At 66.0% G+C, this 16,742-nt stretch carries 17 protein-coding genes; 11 read left to right on the top strand and 6 right to left on the bottom strand.

Annotation, left to right across the window (positions count from 1 at the left end; all coding sequences use genetic code 11):
• Positions 1-163: 163 nt before the first annotated feature.
• From AB4Z51_RS00340 to AB4Z51_RS00330, 3 genes are all read left to right on the top strand, one after another.
• Entirely contained in the window at positions 164-1,084 is a 921-nt protein-coding gene (locus AB4Z51_RS00340; RefSeq protein WP_063980581.1) for a peptidylprolyl isomerase, read from the top strand.
• Between the two features lie 100 nt (positions 1,085-1,184).
• A complete protein-coding gene (argJ, locus tag AB4Z51_RS00335) occupies positions 1,185-2,426 on the top strand; it encodes a bifunctional glutamate N-acetyltransferase/amino-acid acetyltransferase ArgJ (RefSeq protein ID WP_441496780.1) in 1,242 nt (413 codons plus the stop codon).
• Between the two features lie 11 nt (positions 2,427-2,437).
• Positions 2,438-2,848: a (deoxy)nucleoside triphosphate pyrophosphohydrolase gene (locus tag AB4Z51_RS00330; protein WP_028159577.1), complete on the top strand. Its 411-nt coding sequence runs from the start codon at positions 2,438-2,440 to the stop codon at positions 2,846-2,848.
• 138 nt (positions 2,849-2,986) lie between these two features.
• On the opposite strand, the gene AB4Z51_RS00325 is transcribed toward AB4Z51_RS00330, so the two are convergent.
• On the bottom strand, positions 2,987-3,853 hold the full coding sequence (locus tag AB4Z51_RS00325; protein WP_441496779.1) for a methyltransferase domain-containing protein: 867 nt from the start codon (positions 3,851-3,853) through the stop codon (positions 2,987-2,989).
• 137 nt (positions 3,854-3,990) lie between these two features.
• Here AB4Z51_RS00325 and AB4Z51_RS00320 point away from each other — a divergent pair, with 137 nt between their 5' ends.
• The 4 genes from AB4Z51_RS00320 to AB4Z51_RS00305 are packed head-to-tail and all read left to right on the top strand — an operon-like array spanning position 3,991 to position 6,465.
• Positions 3,991-4,800: a ComF family protein gene (locus AB4Z51_RS00320; RefSeq protein WP_441496778.1), complete on the top strand. Its 810-nt coding sequence runs from the start codon at positions 3,991-3,993 to the stop codon at positions 4,798-4,800.
• A gap of 35 nt (positions 4,801-4,835) precedes the next feature.
• Positions 4,836-5,111: a glutaredoxin 3 gene (grxC, locus tag AB4Z51_RS00315; RefSeq protein ID WP_063980577.1), complete on the top strand. Its 276-nt coding sequence runs from the start codon at positions 4,836-4,838 to the stop codon at positions 5,109-5,111.
• Positions 5,108-5,986 (top strand): carbon-nitrogen hydrolase family protein, encoded by an 879-nt coding sequence (locus tag AB4Z51_RS00310; protein ID WP_354246735.1) that lies wholly within the window; start codon positions 5,108-5,110, stop codon positions 5,984-5,986. Before grxC ends, AB4Z51_RS00310 begins: the two co-directional genes overlap by 4 nt.
• Positions 5,983-6,465 (top strand): DUF1178 family protein, encoded by a 483-nt coding sequence (locus AB4Z51_RS00305; RefSeq protein WP_439033885.1) that lies wholly within the window; start codon positions 5,983-5,985, stop codon positions 6,463-6,465. The genes AB4Z51_RS00310 and AB4Z51_RS00305 overlap by 4 nt, the downstream gene beginning before the upstream one ends.
• A gap of 44 nt (positions 6,466-6,509) precedes the next feature.
• Here AB4Z51_RS00305 and AB4Z51_RS00300 read toward each other — a convergent pair whose 3' ends face one another.
• The 3 genes from AB4Z51_RS00300 to AB4Z51_RS00290 form a co-directional block, all read right to left on the bottom strand.
• Entirely contained in the window at positions 6,510-7,409 is a 900-nt protein-coding gene (locus AB4Z51_RS00300; RefSeq protein WP_439033884.1) for an EamA family transporter, read from the bottom strand.
• A 106-nt stretch (positions 7,410-7,515) separates the two neighbouring features.
• A complete protein-coding gene (ubiG, locus tag AB4Z51_RS00295) occupies positions 7,516-8,289 on the bottom strand; it encodes a bifunctional 2-polyprenyl-6-hydroxyphenol methylase/3-demethylubiquinol 3-O-methyltransferase UbiG (protein WP_354118577.1) in 774 nt (257 codons plus the stop codon).
• Positions 8,290-8,303: 14 nt separating this feature from the next.
• Positions 8,304-8,771, bottom strand: a complete 468-nt coding sequence (locus AB4Z51_RS00290) for a PH domain-containing protein (RefSeq protein WP_071908493.1) — start codon at positions 8,769-8,771, stop codon at positions 8,304-8,306.
• Between the two features lie 174 nt (positions 8,772-8,945).
• On the opposite strand from AB4Z51_RS00290, the gene AB4Z51_RS00285 reads away from it, so the two are divergent.
• The 3 genes from AB4Z51_RS00285 (at position 8,946) to prfA (ending at position 13,902) form a co-directional block, all read left to right on the top strand.
• Positions 8,946-10,202: an aspartate kinase gene (locus AB4Z51_RS00285; RefSeq protein ID WP_441496777.1), complete on the top strand. Its 1,257-nt coding sequence runs from the start codon at positions 8,946-8,948 to the stop codon at positions 10,200-10,202.
• A 288-nt stretch (positions 10,203-10,490) separates the two neighbouring features.
• On the top strand, positions 10,491-12,758 hold the full coding sequence (gene ptsP / locus AB4Z51_RS00280; RefSeq protein WP_063980570.1) for a phosphoenolpyruvate--protein phosphotransferase: 2,268 nt from the start codon (positions 10,491-10,493) through the stop codon (positions 12,756-12,758).
• A gap of 58 nt (positions 12,759-12,816) precedes the next feature.
• The gene (prfA, locus tag AB4Z51_RS00275) at positions 12,817-13,902 is read left to right on the top strand and encodes a peptide chain release factor 1 (protein ID WP_166060453.1); all 1,086 of its coding nucleotides are present in this window, start codon (positions 12,817-12,819) and stop codon (positions 13,900-13,902) included.
• 7 nt (positions 13,903-13,909) lie between these two features.
• On the opposite strand, the gene AB4Z51_RS00270 is transcribed toward prfA, so the two are convergent.
• Both AB4Z51_RS00270 and AB4Z51_RS00265 read right to left on the bottom strand, forming a co-directional pair.
• Positions 13,910-14,380, bottom strand: coding sequence for a MarR family winged helix-turn-helix transcriptional regulator (locus AB4Z51_RS00270; RefSeq protein ID WP_441496776.1), 471 nt, complete (start codon positions 14,378-14,380; stop codon positions 13,910-13,912).
• Positions 14,381-14,492: 112 nt separating this feature from the next.
• A complete protein-coding gene (locus AB4Z51_RS00265) occupies positions 14,493-15,122 on the bottom strand; it encodes a hypothetical protein (protein ID WP_441496775.1) in 630 nt (209 codons plus the stop codon).
• A gap of 251 nt (positions 15,123-15,373) precedes the next feature.
• Between AB4Z51_RS00265 and AB4Z51_RS00260 the strand changes: the two genes are divergently transcribed.
• Positions 15,374-16,708, top strand: coding sequence for a substrate-binding protein (locus tag AB4Z51_RS00260; RefSeq protein WP_441496774.1), 1,335 nt, complete (start codon positions 15,374-15,376; stop codon positions 16,706-16,708).
• The last annotated feature ends 34 nt before the right edge of the window (positions 16,709-16,742 follow it).

Below are 16,742 nucleotides of genomic sequence, written 5' to 3'. Positions count from 1 at the left end.
TCGCGACCGGGCAGAGATATGGCCCGGTCAGGGCCTTGTCAACGGCGGGCGCATTGCGGCTAATTCATCATTTTGACAGACTTTTCGCGTTGCCAAGCCCCCCTGAATTGGGCGAGTGTCCGCCCCGCTAGAGCAGCCCCCTGCTTCAACAAAAGGATTTTCCATGACCACCTCGTTCCCGGTAACCAAAACCGGCCTGCGCTTCGGCCTCGCCACCGCCCTCGTGGGCTGCCTTGCGTTGGCGCTGATCGCGGGTCCCGGCCGGGCTGCCGACGATCCGGTGCTGGCGAAGGTCAATGGCGCGGAAATCAAGAAGAGCGACGTTGCCATGGCCGAGGAGGAACTCGGGGCGAGCCTCGCCCAGATGGACCCGGCGACCAAGGACGAGAACGTGCTGTCCTTCCTGATCGACATGAAGATCGTCAGCAAGGCTGCCGAGGACAAGAAGGTCGCCGACGGCGACGAGTTCAAGAAGCGCCTGGCGTTCGCCCGGAACCGCCTGCTGATGGACAGCCTGCTCGCCAACGAGGGCAAGGCCGCCACCACCCCCGACGCCATGAAGAAGGTCTATGAGGAGGCCTCCAAGCAGATCACCGGCGAGCAGGAGGTCCGCGCCCGCCACATTCTGGTCGAGACTGAGGACGAGGCCAAGGCGGTGAAGGCCGAGCTCGACAAGGGCGCCGATTTCGCCGAGCTCGCCAAGAAGAAGTCCAAGGATCCGGGCTCCGCCGATGGCGGCGACCTCGGCTTCTTCACCAAGGAGCAGATGGTGCCGGAGTTCTCGGCCGTGGCCTTCACGCTGGAGCCGGGCAAGATCTCCGATCCCGTGAAGTCGCAGTTCGGCTGGCACATCATCAAGGTCGAGGAAAAGCGCAACCGCAAGGCGCCGGACTTCGAGCAGGTCAAGGCCCAGATCGAGCAGTACGTCACCCGCAAGGCCCAGGCCGACTACGTCGCCAAGCTCCGCGCGGAAGCCAAGGTCGAGCGGACCGACCAGCCGGCAGCGGATGCAAAACCGGATGCCAAGCCGGCCGACCCTGCCAAGCCCTCCGACAGCAAGATGGCGCCCCCCGCGAAGAAGTAAGAATTCGCTGTCACTTCGCGGACGCCAATAGTATCTAACGTCGCAATGGCCGGGCAAATGCCCGGCCATCTGCATATCCAGACCTCACCAAGGCGCCCCGATGTCCTCCTCCGTCTCCCCGCTCGCCCCCAAAACTGTCCCCGACATGCCCGTGATCGCGGGCGTCCGTCTTGCGACGGCCGAAGCCGGCATCCGCTACAAGAACCGCACCGACGTGCTGCTGGCGGTGATGGACAAGGGCACCGCGGTCGCGGGCGTCTTCACCAGGTCGAAATGCCCCTCCGCGCCGGTGGAATGGTGCCGCGCCAAGCTGAAGGGCGGCAAGGCGCGCGCGCTGGTGGTGAATTCCGGCAACGCCAATGCCTTCACCGGCAAGACCGGACGCAGCTCCACCGCGCTGACCGCGAAGATCGCGGCCAAGGCGGTCGGATGCAGCGAGGGTGAGATCTTCCTGGCCTCGACCGGCGTGATCGGCGAGCCGCTGGACGCGACCAAGTTCGACGGTGTGCTCGGCCGGCTGGCCGAGACCGCCGAGCCCGGCGACTATCTCGCCGCGGCCAAGGCCATCATGACCACCGACACCTTCCCGAAGGTCGCGACCGCGACCGTCAAGCTCGGCAAGGCCAAGGTCACCATCAACGGCATGGCGAAGGGCGCCGGCATGATCGCCCCCGACATGGCGACGATGCTGTCCTTCATCTTCACCGACGCGCCGATCGCGCCCGGTGCACTGCAAGCCCTGCTCAAGAGCGGCGTCGAGGACACCTTTAACGCGGTGACGATCGACGGCGACACCTCGACCTCGGACACGCTGCTGGCCTTCGCCACCGGCGCCGCCGCCGAGCACGGCGCGCCGAAGATCAGCCGCGCCAGCGATCCGCGCCTGAAGGCCTTCGTCAAGGCCTTCAACCAGGTGCTCGCCAATCTCTCCGAGCAGGTCGCCCGCGACGGCGAGGGCGCGCGCAAGCTGGTCGAGATCACCGTGGAAGGCGCCAAGACCAAGGCGTCGGCTCGCAAGATCGCGATGTCGATTGCGAACTCGCCGCTGGTCAAGACCGCAATCGCCGGCGAGGACGCCAATTGGGGCCGCGTGGTGATGGCGGTCGGCAAGGCCGGCGAGCCGGCCGATCGCGACAAGCTCTCGATCTCCTTCAACGGCATCCGCGTCGCCAAGAGCGGCGCGCGCGATCCGTCCTATGACGAGGCGCAGGTGTCGGAAGCGATGAAGGCCCCGGAGATCGCCATCAAGGTCTCGCTCGGCCTCGGCAAGGGTCGCGACCGCGTGCTGACCTGCGACCTGACGAAGGAGTATGTCGCGATCAACGGGGATTACAGGTCTTAAACCGAACGCCGATGGCCGATCTCAAACTGACATTGGTGGTGGCCTGCGCGCTCGTCGACGCCGACAAGCGCGTCCTGATCGCGCAGCGCCCGGAGGGCAAGACGCTTGCGGGCCTCTGGGAATTCCCCGGCGGCAAGTGTGAGCCCGGCGAGCGGCCGGAGCAGAGCCTGATCCGCGAGCTGCATGAAGAGCTCGGCATCACCGTCGCCGAACCGTGCCTGGCGCCGCTGACCTTTGCGAGCTACGGCTACGAGACCTTTCACCTGCTGATGCCGCTTTACATCTGCCGGCGCTGGGAGGGACTGGTCACCCCGCGCGAAGGCCAGACCCTGGCCTGGGTCCGCGCCAACAAGCTGCGCGACTACCCGATGCCGCCCGCGGACATTCCGTTGATCCCGCATCTGATCGATTTGCTGATGTGAGTACGGACCTCATCCGAGGAGCGCGGCACGCGCGTCTCGAAGGATGGCCACACGGCAAGAGCGCGGCCCGCATGGTTCTCGCGGCGATGCAAAGCATCGTCCGCTAAGCGCACCTTACGCGCCTCCTCACCATGAGGATCACTCCTTCCCCGCCTTCTTCACCGCCTCCGCCAGGCTCGCTTTCGCCGACCCCGGCTTGAGCGGCTGCTGCTGGCTTGCATGCGGGGCCCAGCCGGAGAGCCAGATGATGTCGAATGTCGCACGGATGCGGCCGTCGGCATCCGCAAAGCGTTCGGCGTAGATTTCGGCCAGGCGCAGCAGCGTCGCGCGGGGCGTCGGCGTGCGCCGCCGCTCGATCAGCACATTGGCCGCGCCCATGCGGCGGAGATCCTGCATCAGCGCAAACGCATTGGCGTAGCGCACCACGACAYGGTCGACATCGGTGACCGGAAGCGCAAAGCCTGCCCGCTGCAACAGCGCGCCGATATCGCGCAGATCGGCGAACGGGGCCACGCGCGGCGACACGCCACCCTCGCATTCGGCTTCGGCCGCCGCAAAGGCCTGGCGCAGCTCGGTCAGGCTGTCGCCGCCGATCATCGCTGCGAGCAGCAATCCGTCCGGCTTCAGCGCACGCCGCACCTGCGCCAGCACCCCCGGCAGGTCGTTGACGAATTGCAGCGCCAGCGCCGAGACGACGAGGTCGAGACTTTCCGGGGCAAAGGGCAGTTTTTCCGCGCCCGCTTCGTCGAGCGCGATCCGCCGAAGTGATGGCGGCCCCGTGAGCCCCTCTCCGGGCGTCCAGAGATCGGCCGCAGCGTGAAACTCCCGCATCACGGCGGCCAGCCGGTCGGTCATGTCCTCTGCAACACGATCGAGCAGGAATGTCACCTCGCCCTGCGCATGTGCGCGCCGCTGCCGCGCATGCAGCAATGCGCGATCGAACAGAGCGGGCGGGGTTTGCGGGTTCTGGGCCATGCCGCTGGTTACGCCGATCACGACCGCCATGGCAATCTCCTCTCTCGTGTCCCGGCTCTACAGCGCACCGCACCGGACGATGCTTCGCATAGCCGGGAGCGCTGCGCTGCGTCCGGGGCGCGAGAGTGTGGCTTGAGCCCCCGTAAACAGAACGCTAGCCTCTCCCCATGGAAGCCGACGCCGCCCCCACCCGCTCCATCGCCGCGCCGTTGCGTGCCGCATGGACGGCCGGCCGCCACGTGCTGTCGCGCGCCGCACGGCTCGCGCTCGACATCGCGCTGCCGACACTGTGCGTGTCCTGCCGCGAGCCCGTCGATGGCGAGGGCGTCTGCGCGGCCTGCTGGGCGCGGCTGTCGTTCATCGAACGGCCCTATTGCCCGCGGCTCGGCATTCCCTTCGTCTATGATCCCGGCCCCGAGATGCTGTCGATGGAGGCGATCGCGAGCCCGCCGGCCTACCAGCGCGCACGCGCGGCGGTGCGCTATGACGACGTCGCGCGCACGCTGGTGCATGCGCTGAAATACCAGGACCGCACCGATCTGGCGCCGGCCATGGGCCGCTGGATGGCGCGCGCGGGCGCCGAACTGCTCACCGGAGCCGACATGCTGGTGCCGGTGCCCCTGCATTGGCGCCGGGCGTGGCGGCGCCGCTACAACCAGTCCGGGGCGCTGGCGCGCATCATCGCGCGGCAGAGCGGTGTCAGGGTGCGCGGTGAAGTACTGCGCCGGGTGCGCGCCACCGAGCAGCAGATTGGCCTGTCGCGGACCCAGCGCGCCACCAATGTGCAGGGCGCATTCCAGGTACCCCCCGACCGCCAGGCGGAAATCCAGGGCCGCCGCATCGTCCTGATCGACGATGTTCTGACCTCGGGGGCGACGCTGGACGCCTGTGCGCGGGCCCTGCTCCGCGCCAAGGCGGCCCAGGTGGACGTGCTGGTGTTCGCCCGGGTTGTCGAGAGCGGCCCCCGTCCCATATAATTCAATGACTTCATGACATGAGAGCGCCACACGACATGACCGACGCTGTCGAAATCTACACCAGGCCGGGCTGTGGCTATTGTTCCGCCGCCAAATCGCTGCTGACCCGCAAGAAGGCAACCTTCACGGAGTTCGACATCGCCAGGAACCCGTCCTGGCGCGAAGAGATGTACGACCGCGCCGGCGGGGGCTCGACTTTCCCGCAGATCTGGATCGGCGGAACCCATGTCGGCGGTTGCGACGAGCTCTATGCGCTCGACCGCGAGGGCAAGCTCGACGGCCTGCTCGAAAGCGTAAAGGCGGTGTCATGAGCGAGGATCGCACCTTCACCGCCGCGATGATCCAGATGCGCACCGGCCTGATGCCCGAGCCGAGCCTCGCGCAGGCCACCAGACTGATCCGGCAGGCTGCGGCCGATGGCGCCGATTACGTGCAGACGCCCGAAGTCAGCAACATGATGCAGCTCAACCGCAAGGCGCTGTTCGAGCACCTCCAGAGCGAAGAGGACGACACCTCGCTAAGGGCCTATTGCGCGCTCGCGGCCGAACTGAAGATCCACATCCATGTCGGATCGCTGGCGCTGCGCTTCTCGCCGGAGAAGGCGGTCAATCGGTCCTTCCTGATTGGCCCCGAGGGCAATGTGCTCGCGAGCTACGACAAGATCCACATGTTCGACATCGAGTTGCCGGACGGCGAGAGCTATCGCGAATCCGCCAACTACCAGCCGGGCGAGACCGCCGTGATCTCCGACCTGCCCTGGGGTCGCGTCGGGCTGACGATCTGCTACGACGTGCGCTTCCCCGCGCTCTACCGCGCGCTGGCCGAGAGCGGCGCGTATTTTATCACGGTGCCGTCGGCCTTCACCCGCAAGACCGGCGAGGCGCATTGGCACATCCTGCTGCGCTCGCGCGCGATCGAGACCGGCTGCTTCATCTTCGCAGCGGCACAGGCCGGCCTGCACGAGAACAAGCGCGAGACCTATGGCCACTCGCTGATCATCGATCCCTGGGGCGAGATCCTCGCCGAGGGCGATGTCGAGCCCGGTATCATCATGGCCAAGATCGACCCGGCCAAGGTCGAGACTGCCCGCCGCGCGATCCCCTCGCTCCAGCACGGCCGCCGCTTCGGCGTCGCCGATCCCAAGGCCGGGCCGGACCATCTCCACCTAGTGCGGGGATCGGCATGATCCGCTACGCGCTCCACTGCGACCGAAGCCACGCATTCGAAAGCTGGTTCCAGAGCTCGTCGGCTTATGATTCGCAGGTGAGGCGCAAGCTCGTGACTTGCCCGATCTGCGGCTCGGCCAAGGTCGAGAAGGCGATCATGGCCCCGCGGATCATCGGCAAGAAGGGCCGCGGACGGGCGACGCCGCCGCCGGAGCCGGCCTCAACGCCTGCGCCCGAGGCTGCGCCGTCGGGACCGACCTCGCTGATGATGGCGCAGGAGCGCGAGTTGCGCGCCAAGCTCAAGGAGCTGCGCGATCACATCGTCAAGCACGCCGACAATGTCGGCGAGCGCTTTGCGAACGAAGCCCGCGCGATGCATTACGGCGACAAGGAGCACCGTCCGATCTATGGCGAGGCTTCGCCCGACGAGGCCAAGTCGCTGATCGACGAAGGCATCGAGGTGTCGCCGCTGCCGACGCTCCCGGAAGATAGGAACTGACAGTTCGCGCTTTCCGTCATGGCCGGGCATGACGGTGGGTGCGGCTAAACTCCCACCAGCAACGCGACTCCAACCACGATCAGCGCGATACCAAAAATCTCGCGCGGCGCGATCGGCTGCTTGAACGAGTAATACGCCACGCCTTGCGCGAACAGCACCTCGATCAAAGCGAGCGTGCGGACGTTGGCGGCGGCCGTCAGCGCGAAGGCCAGGAACCAGAATTGCGAGGCGAACGCGCCCATGAAGCCTGCGAGCAGCGACGGCTTCCACAATCCCAGGATCGACTGGAGCACCTTTGGCGCGCGCCAGAGCAGATAGATCGTCAGCACCAGCGTCTGCACGAACAGACCGAGCACCAGCGTGAACGACGCCGCCGTCACGAAGGAGACATCAGGCACGTTGATGATCGCGCCGCGAAAACCGACCGCTGACAACGCGAACGCCGCAGCCGCGACGAGACCGGTGATGGTCGGCTTCAGCTCGGCAAAGCTCTTCTCGCCGCCGGGCCGCAGGGCCGTGATGACGACGCCGACAGTCGCGATCACGATCGCCAGCACCTTGAGCCAGGTGAGATGATCGCCGAGGAAGACGAAGCCGAAAATCGCGGTCTGGATCGCCTCGGTCTTGAGGTAGGCCGTCGTCACCACGAAGGAGCGATCGTTCATCGCGAGCAGCATCAGCCCGGTCGCAACGATCTGGCTGAGCGCCCCGAGCAACAGCCAGGGCCAGAACACGGTCGGCGGCATGCCGAGGTGATCACCGGTCGCGACCAGCACCACGCCCAAAAACAGCAGCGAGAACGGGAAGCCGAACAGGAAGCGGATATTGGTCGCGCCCCAGGTCCCCAGCGGCTTCGTCAGCGACCGCTGCATCGCATTGCGCGCGACCTGGCCTAGCGCAGCAATGACGGTGAAGGGAATCCAGAGGCTGGCGATGGTGAGCATGCGGGTGGAGCGGTAGGAGGGGAAGCCGTGGCCAACCTGCCGCTAGCGGCGAAGCAGGTCAATCACGCCCACGTCATGGGTGCGATGCTCGCGCCTCGCGTACCCCTCACACCATCCCTTCCGCCACGACCATGTAGTTCACGTCCATATCCGACGAGAGGGCCCATTTGTCGGCGAAGGGTGAGTAGACGACGCCGGTCTGCTCGGTGATGACGAGACGGTTGTCCAAAAGATACTTCGTCAGCTCGTCGGGGGTGACGAACTTGTTCCATTCATGGGTGCCGCGCGGCAGCCAGCGCAGGACGTATTCGGCGCCGACGATGGCGAGCGCAAAGCTCTTCCAGTTCCGGTTCAGCGTCGAGACCACCATCAGCCCGTTCGGCTTCAGCAGCGCCGCGCAGCGCTTGAGGAAAACGCCGACATCGACGACGTGCTCGACCACTTCCATCGCCAGCACGATGTCGAAGCGCTCGCGCGGGTCGATCTCCTCGACCGTGGTGCAGCGGTAATCGATCGACAGATGGCTCTTGTCGGCGTGCAGCTTCGCGGCGGCGATGTTGCTCACCGAGGGATCGACGCCGATGACCTGGGCGCCGAGGCGCGACAGCGGCTCGCACAACAGGCCGGCGCCGCAGCCGATGTCGAGCACGCGCAGGCCGCCAAGACAGTTGAGGCTGCGCACGTTGCGCTCGAACTTGCGGCAGGCGGCGTCGCGGATGTAGCCGAGCCGCAGCGGGTTGATCCGGTGCAGCGGCGCCATCTTGCCGTTGGGATCCCACCACTCGGCCGAAAGTTTCGAGAATTTCGCGATCTCGGCGGCGTCGACGGTCGAGCCCGGCTGCGGGCTTGCGGTTGCGGAAGTATTTTGCTGCATGCTCATGGTTAGGCGCGGTCCTACCGCGTGGTGATCGAACTACGGAAGGCGAGCGGCGTGTCGACGGTCGTGATCTTTTCGATCCCCTCGCCAACGCCGCGAATCGTCACGTCGCCGTAGTTGAGAATACGTCCAAGAATCGACTGGTCGACGTCGACACTCTCGACCTTGTCCAGCGCCATTTCAAAGGTCCGGCGCTTGATGAACCCCGTCTTGTGCACAACCCGCAAGTTGGTGACGTCGGTCTCGGTCGTGAAGCGATGGAACCAGCCCTTGATGGTCCAGTAAAGGGCGGCCAGAGCTACGACGCCGGCGGCTATGAGGCACAGCACCCTGAGGCCATCGGCCGTGGCCTGCGGCATCAGGACGAGAAAGGCGAGAGCCACGATCCAGGCCACGATGGCCGGAAAATAGAAGATCCAGTGCGCATTGGTCGAATACAGCACCCGCTCGCCCGGTTGCAGGATCTCGTCGATATAACGCGCCATGATCTCGGTTAACCCATACCCCCAAGCCAGACCTTAGGTCGGACCTTACCCTGCCCCCGCAGGAACCCGCTTGCCCCCGGCCCCGCCGCTATGTATACGCGCGGTCGGTGTCCGCCGGCACCCGTCCGGTGCGGGTCACCATACTGATCCTTATGAGGGAATGCACGCGTCGTCATGAGCCGCCTCGTGATGAAATTCGGCGGCACGTCCGTCGCCAATATCGAACGTATCCGCAACGTCGCACGCCATGTGAAGCGTGAGGTCGACGCCGGCCATGAAGTGGCCGTGGTCGTCTCGGCGATGTCCGGTAAAACCAACGAGCTGGTGGCTTGGTGCACCGAGGCCTCGCCGATGCACGACGCGCGCGAATACGACGCCGTTGTCGCCTCCGGCGAACAGGTGACGTCGGGCCTGCTCGCCATCGTGCTTCAGGGCATGGGCATCCAGGCCCGCTCCTGGCAGGGCTGGCAGATCCCGATCAAGACCAGCGACGCCCATGCCTCGGCCCGAATCGAGGACATCGACGGCAGCGAGATCATCAAGCGCTTCCGGGAGCGCAAGGAGGTCGCGGTCATCGCCGGCTTCCAGGGCATCAATCCCGAGACCAATCGCATCACCACGCTCGGCCGCGGCGGCTCCGATACCTCGGCCGTGGCGATCGCCGCCGCCGTCAAGGCCGACCGCTGCGACATCTACACCGACGTCGACGGCGTCTACACCACCGACCCGCGAATCGTGCCGAAGGCCCGCCACCTCGACAAGATCGCGTTCGAAGACATGCTGGAACTGGCCTCCCAGGGCGCAAAAGTGCTCCAGGTCCGCTCGGTGGAACTCGGCATGGTCCACAACATGCCGATCTTCGTCCGCTCGAGCTTCGACAAGCCCGAGGATATCGACCCGCATGCCAACCAGCCGCCCGGCACGCTGATCTGCAGCGAGGAGGAGATCATGGAAAGCCACGTCGTCACCGGCATCGCCTTTTCGAAGGACGAGGCCCAGATCTCGGTACGCCAGATCGAGGACAAGCCCGGCGTGGCAGCGTCGATCTTCGGCCCACTGGCGGATGCCAACATCAACGTCGACATGATCGTGCAAAACGTCTCCGAGGACGGCAAGACCACCGATCTCACCTTCACGGTGCCGGCGGCCGACTACACCCGCGCCAAGGACACGATCACGGCCGCCAAGGGCAAGATCGGCTATGCCCGGCTCGATACCGCCACCGACGTCGCCAAGATATCGGTAATCGGCAGCGGCATGCGCAGCCATGCCGGCGTCGCCGCCCAGGCGTTTTCGGCCCTCGCCGGACGGAATATCAACATCCGGGCCATTACAACCTCCGAGATCAAATTCTCGGTTTTGATCGACACCGCCTATACCGAGCTCGCGGTACGCACCCTGCACACGCTCTACGGTCTCGATCAGGCCTAGACGAATTTTCTCTTAGCGGTCGCAGCAAACGCGAAGGTGTACACACCTTCGCGTTTGGCAGGCGTTTTGCTTGGCAAAACAAGCCTCAATTCGCTATACGGCGAACAGGGTGGGCTGCCGCAGACTGTGTCCCAGTTCAGGCGGCGCTGATTCGGTGCAAGCGCTAAATCTTGAGTAGATTTGTGTTTGTGCCTGCGCCGGACGAACAATTTGGTTGTTTTTCTGGAATTTTGGGCCAGCCGCCGGCCGATACCGCCGGGCCAGGCAGACGGAGGAGATTGACGGTTCATGCGGAGCGCGTCGGGAGGTCCCCGCGTCTTGTTGAGACGGCTCCGCGAAACCATGGCGGAGCAGGTCTCGGCCCAGGAGCGGCTGGACAAGATCGTGGTGCTGATCGCCGCCAATATGGTGGCCGAGGTGTGCTCGGTCTATGTGCTGCGCATCGACAACACGCTCGAGCTCTACGCCACCGAAGGTCTCAACCGCGAGGCGGTGCACCATACCGTGCTGAGCGCCCATGAGGGCCTGGTCGGCCTCGTCGCCAGCGAGGCGACCCCGCTCAACCTCAGCGACGCGCAAAGCCACCCGGCCTTCTCGTTCCGCCCGGAGACCGGCGAAGAAATCTACCACTCCTTCCTCGGCGTGCCGATCCTGCGCGCCGGCAACACGCTCGGCGTGCTGGTGGTGCAGAACCGCGCCAAGCGCAATTATGTCGAGGAGGAGCTCGAGGCGCTCCAGACCACCGCGATGGTGCTGGCGGAGCTGATCGCCTCCGGCGAATTGTCTGCGCTGGCCCAGCCGGGCCAGGAGCCGGCCGCGCGCCATTCGGCGCAGAAGGTCGGCGCCATCCTCTCGGAAGGCATCGCGCTCGGCCATGTCGTGCTGCACGAGCCGCGCGTCGTCATCAAGGACTACATCGCCGAGGATCTGCCGAAGGAGATCAAGCGGCTCGACACCGCGCTCGCCAAGCTGCGCGCCGATCTCGACCGCATGCTGGAGCGTGGCGACGTTGCCGAGGGCGGCGAGCACCGCGAGGTGCTGGAAGCCTATCGCATGTTCGCCAACGACCAGGGCTGGTCGCACAAGCTGCATGAGGCGGTCGCGACCGGCCTCACGGCGGAAGCCGCCGTCGAACGCGTGCAGTCCGACACCCGCGCGCGCATGCTGCGCTCCACCGATCCCTATTTGCGTGACCGGCTGCACGATCTCGAGGATCTCGGCTACCGCCTGATGCGGCAGCTGGTCGGCCAGGACCACGCACCCTCGCGCGAGCAATTGCCCGACAATGCCATCGTCATCGCGCGCGCGATGGGCCCGGCGGCGCTGCTCGACTACGACCGCAAGCGCCTGCGCGGCATCGTGCTGGAGGAAGGTACCGCCAACTCCCACGTCTCGATCGTGGCCCGCGCGCTCGGCATTCCCGCGGTCGGCGAAGTGCCGAACGCGCCCGGCATCGCCGATCCCGGCGACGCCATCATCGTCGACGGCACCTCGGGCTCGATCTATGTGCGCCCGTCGCAGGAGGTCGAAGCCGCCTTTGCCGAACGCGTGCGCTTCCGCGCCCGCCGCCAGGCGCAATACCTTGCACTGCGCGACCGCCCCTGCGTCACCAAGGACGGGCAGAAGGTCGAGCTGATGATCAACGCAGGTCTTGCGATCGACCTGCCGCATATCGAGGACACCGGCAGCGCCGGCATCGGCCTGTTCCGCACCGAGCTGCAATTCATGGTGGGACAGAGCCTGCCGCGCACCAGCGACCAGCTCGCGCTCTATCGCACGGTGCTGGACGCCGCAGGCACCAAGCCCGTCACCTTCCGCACCCTCGACATCGGCGGCGACAAGGCGCTGCCCTATATGGAAGCGGTGATCGAGGAGAATCCCGCACTCGGCTGGCGCGCGATCCGGCTCGGCCTCGATCGCCCCGGCCTGCTGCGCGGCCAGATCCGCGCGCTGCTGCGCGCCGGCGGCGGCCGCGCGCTGCGCATCATGTTCCCGATGATCTCGGAGGTCGCCGAATTCGACTCTGCGAAGGCGCTGGTCGAGCGCGAGCTGACCTATCTGCGCCAGCACGGCCACACCCTGCCGGAGCGCATCGACATCGGCACCATGGTCGAGGTGCCCGCCCTGCTCTACCAGCTCGACGAGCTCCTGAAGAAGGTCGACTTCATCTCGGTCGGGTCCAACGATCTGTTCCAGTTCCTGTTCGCGGTCGACCGCGGCAATGCCAAGGTCTCCGAGCGCTTCGACACCATGTCGGCGCCGATCCTGCGCGTGCTGCGCGAGATCGCGCGGAAGTCGAACGATGCGAAGAAGTCGTTATCGCTGTGCGGCGAGATGGCCTCCAAGCCGATCGGCGCGCTGGCGCTGATCGCGATGGGCTATCGTTCGCTGTCGCTCTCGGCGACCGCGCTCGGCCCGGTCAAGGCGATGGTGATCGACCTCGATGCCAAGAAGGCCGAAGCGATGCTCGGCCCGTTGCTGGACGCGCCCTCCGGCAGCGTCTCGATCCGGCAGAAGCTGACGGAATTTGCCGAGGCCGAGGGCCTGGCGTTGTAGCGGGCCTGTCGCCCCCTTCCCGCCGCCTCGCCTTTTTCCGCCCTTTGAGACCGAACCGATGTCGTCACTCCCCGAAGCCAAACTGGACGTCCTGCTCGCGCATCACGCCTCGCTCGAGGCCGAATCGCTCGGCCAGCTCGCCTCCGAACGCTACGTGCAGATCACCCGCGAGCTCGCCGAGCTCACCCCGCTGATCGAGGCGGTGAAGGCGTATCGTTCTGCGGTCAAAGAACTCGCCGACACCGAGGCGCTGATCGCCGATCCCGCGACGGATTCCGAGATGCGCGGCATGGCGGAAGCCGAGCGCGACGAGCTGACGCCAAAAATCGAAGAGCTGGTCCAGAAGATTCGCGTCGCACTGCTGCCCAAGGACGCCATGGACGACCGCAACGTGGTGCTGGAAATCCGCGCCGGCACCGGCGGCGACGAGGCCTCGCTGTTCGCCGGCGATCTGTTCCGGATGTACGAGCGCTTCGCCAGCTTGCAGGGCTGGAAGGTCGAGGTGATCTCGGCCAGCGAAGGCACGGTCGGCGGCTACAAGGAGATCATCGCGGAGGTCCAGGGCCGCGGCGCGTTCTCGAAGCTGAAATTCGAATCCGGTGTGCACCGGGTGCAGCGCGTGCCGGACACCGAAACGCAGGGACGCATCCACACCTCCGCCGCTACCGTCGCCGTGATGCCGGAGGTCGAGGAGGTCGACGTCGACATCAAGAACGACGACCTCCGCATCGAGACCATGCGGGCGCAGGGCGCCGGCGGCCAGCACGTCAACAAGACCGAATCGGCGATCCGCATCACCCACATCCCGACCGGCATCGTGGTGATGATGCAGGACAGCCGCTCGCAGCATAAGAACCGCGCCTCCGCCATGAACATCCTGCGCTCGCGCATCTACGATGCCGAACAGCAGCGCCTCGACGCCGCACGCTCGGCCGAGCGCAAGGAGAAGGTCGGCTCCGGCGACCGCAGCGAGCGCATCCGCACCTACAATTTCCCGCAAGGACGCGTCACCGATCATCGCATCAACCTGACGCTCTACAAGCTGCCGCAGGTGATCGCCGGCGAAGCGCTCGGCGAATTGACCGACGCGCTGACCACCGAGCATCAGGCCGCACAGCTCGCCGCGCAAGGCGCGGCGGCCTGAACCCGCCTCAGCGCGCTTTGGCCCGGAACGATCGCAGGATCCTGGCCAGGGCGGGTGCGGCGGCACTCAGCTCGTCCAGGTGAATGCGCGAGAGCGATCGCAGCTTCTGCTCGCCCTTGGCCGTCAGCCTGACCAGGACGCGTCTTGCGTCCTGCGGATCGGCTTCCCGTCCGATCAGCTTCAGCTTCGCCATGCGATCCACCAGCTCTACCGCGGTATGGTGCCGGATCAGGAGGAAGCGCGCGATGTCGCCGACGCTTGCGCCGTCGGGGGTGGCCAGCCCCTTGATCGCCAGCAGCGCCTGATGCTGCTGCGGCGTCAACCCGGCGCTCTGGGCCGCGGCTTCGCTGAATGCCAGGAAGGTCCGAAGCTGATAGCGGAACTGTGCAAGCGCCGCATAGTCGGCCTCGCGCATCGCGCCGCCCTTTGAGGGCGCCGCGGAGGAGGGGCGCGTCGTCTTCCGCTTCGATTGAGTCATTCCTGCCTGCGACGTCGAGCCCGCCGGTGAAGCGGGCGGCCACTGCCGAGACTAGCAAGGAAGGACCGGCGGAACCAACCGAGCGGCGCCGCGGATGCACAAATATCGGGGCCTATTCGAAACTGGAGAGCAGGATCTTCACCAGGATGACCTGAAACGCGATCGGGATGCGAACGCTCTTCCGCCTGATCGAGCGCTGCAGCGCACTGGCGATCTCGGCGCTGGTCAGGCTGCCTGCCGACGCATTGGCAATCAACTCCGCCCACATCTGCGACAGCGAGCCGCCGGGCGGGATCACCGGCTTGATGGTCACGCCGCAGCCCTGGGCCCAATCCACGATCTCCCGCATCGTGTGAGGTCCGCAGTTGCGCGCGGTCGCAAGGCGCTCGGCCGTCAGCGCGAGCAGCAACTCGCGCGACGGCAACCAATTCCCCTTCGGCGGCTGTTCGCCGGTGAGCTCCACCGCAAGCTCCTTCAGAACATTCTGCGCGCGCACGCTCAGCTTCTGCATCGGGCCGGGCGCGCGCTTGGCCTGGACCTTGGCCAGGACGGGGCCGACGACGGGTCCGCGCCGGCCGGCTGGCCGGCTGCGCGGCTCGGACACGCGGGAGGCATCGCCCGACTGCGGCGCCGCACGCTGGTCGCTGCCCTCCCCCGCCGGCCACGCAGCCTCCGGCCGCTCCGCCTCCCGCGGCCAGGATCGTCGCTTCCGGGCACCCGCCACTGTCGTCTGCCGCGCCATTTCTCTCGCCGAACCCGCCAGCCTCGTACTCACAAAGACTAATATATATCGTGATCCGATATGTTTTCACGTGATAATTCTCGTCGTTCGACCAAAGACGAAATTGACAGAAGGGCTTCACAAGCAATGCTTAGGGCCAAGAGCTACACGCGGATGTGACGTGCCCGGCGCAGCAGGCCAGCGAGGTCGGCTGGCGCCGGACAGGTCGTGCTTGCGCATGCAAACAAGAACGATGTTCGGAGGAAACGACCATGACTGACGATCTCATCCGCCGCGGCCTCTCGCGCCGTGGCCTGCTCCAGACCACAGCGAGCCTCATCGGCGGCTCGATGCTGCCCGCGATGCCGGCCTTTGCCGAGGACAAGCCGGCGATCGGCTCGTATCCCGCCGGCGTTTCGGGTTCCACCGCCTTCATCGGAATCTCGGTCCCGCGCACCGGCACCTACGCCGTGCAGGGCGAGGACGAGCTCAAGGGCTACCAGCTCGCGATCGAGCACATCAACAGCGGCCATGACCTGATCAAGAGGATCTCGCCGAAGACCGGCAAGGGCGTGCTCGGCAAGGAGCTGAAGTTCGGCGTCGCGGATTCCGCGGCCAAGCCGAACGAGGCGGTGCAGGCGCAGCAGCGCTTCATCAGCGAGAACAAGGCGATCATGATCACCGGCGGCACGYCGAGCGCCGTCGCGGTCGCACTCAACAAGCTCGCGCAGCGCGAACACGTGCTGTTCGTGTGCGGCATTTCCGGCTCGAACGACACCACCGGCAAGGACTGCGTTCGCTACGGCTTCCGCCAGAACTTCTTCGGCCAGACCGCCGCCGCGGCGATCGGCCCGGTGATGGTGAGGGAGTTCGGCAAGAACAAAAAGGCCGCCTACCTGACGCCCGATTACACCTACGGCCACACCGTCACCAAGTCGATGCAGGACTTCCTCGCAACTGCAGGCTGGACGACGGTGACCAACCAGGTCGCGCCGCTCGGCGCGCCCGACTACTCCTCGTATCTGCTGAACGTCGCGAATTCCGGCGCCGACGTGCTCATCAACGTCAACTGGGGCCACGACGCGGTGCTGTCGACCCAGCAGGCCAAGCAGTTCGGCGTGCTCGACAAGATGAAGCTGGTCGTTCCCTACCAGGTGCCCTTCATCGCGCGCGAGACCGGCGGCCTGATGCAGGGCGTCTATGCCGCCACCGACTATTGGTGGACGATCGAGGACAAGTTCCCGCTCGCCAAGATGTTCAACGAGGCCTTCGAGAAGAAGTACGGCTACAAGCCCGAATGGGGCGCCGAGAACGCCTATGTCAGCTTCGCGCACTGGGCCCACATGTGCGAGCAGGYCGGCAGCTTCAATCCGCCCGACGTGATCAAGGCCTACGAGAAGGGCGAGACGATCCCCTCCCTGGTCGGCGACGTACATTACCGCCCCGAGGATCACCAATGCGTCCGCCCGGTGATCATCGTGAAGGGCAAGCAGCAGAAGGACATGAAGAACAAGGAAGACTGGTACGACGTTGTCGAGATCGTCCCAGGTGAGGGGCTGATGCAGAAGCCGGACGCGTTCGGCTGCCATCCCGGCGATTACAGCTGAGCCCGCGCTAACCCCTGTGACGCCGCGGGCTCAC

The organism is Bradyrhizobium sp. 2TAF36, from assembly GCF_052114925.1.
Classification (GTDB): domain Bacteria; phylum Pseudomonadota; class Alphaproteobacteria; order Rhizobiales; family Xanthobacteraceae; genus Bradyrhizobium; species Bradyrhizobium barranii.
The sequence above is the reverse complement of the archived record's forward strand: the minus strand, read 5'-3'. Positions and strand labels throughout refer to the sequence as shown.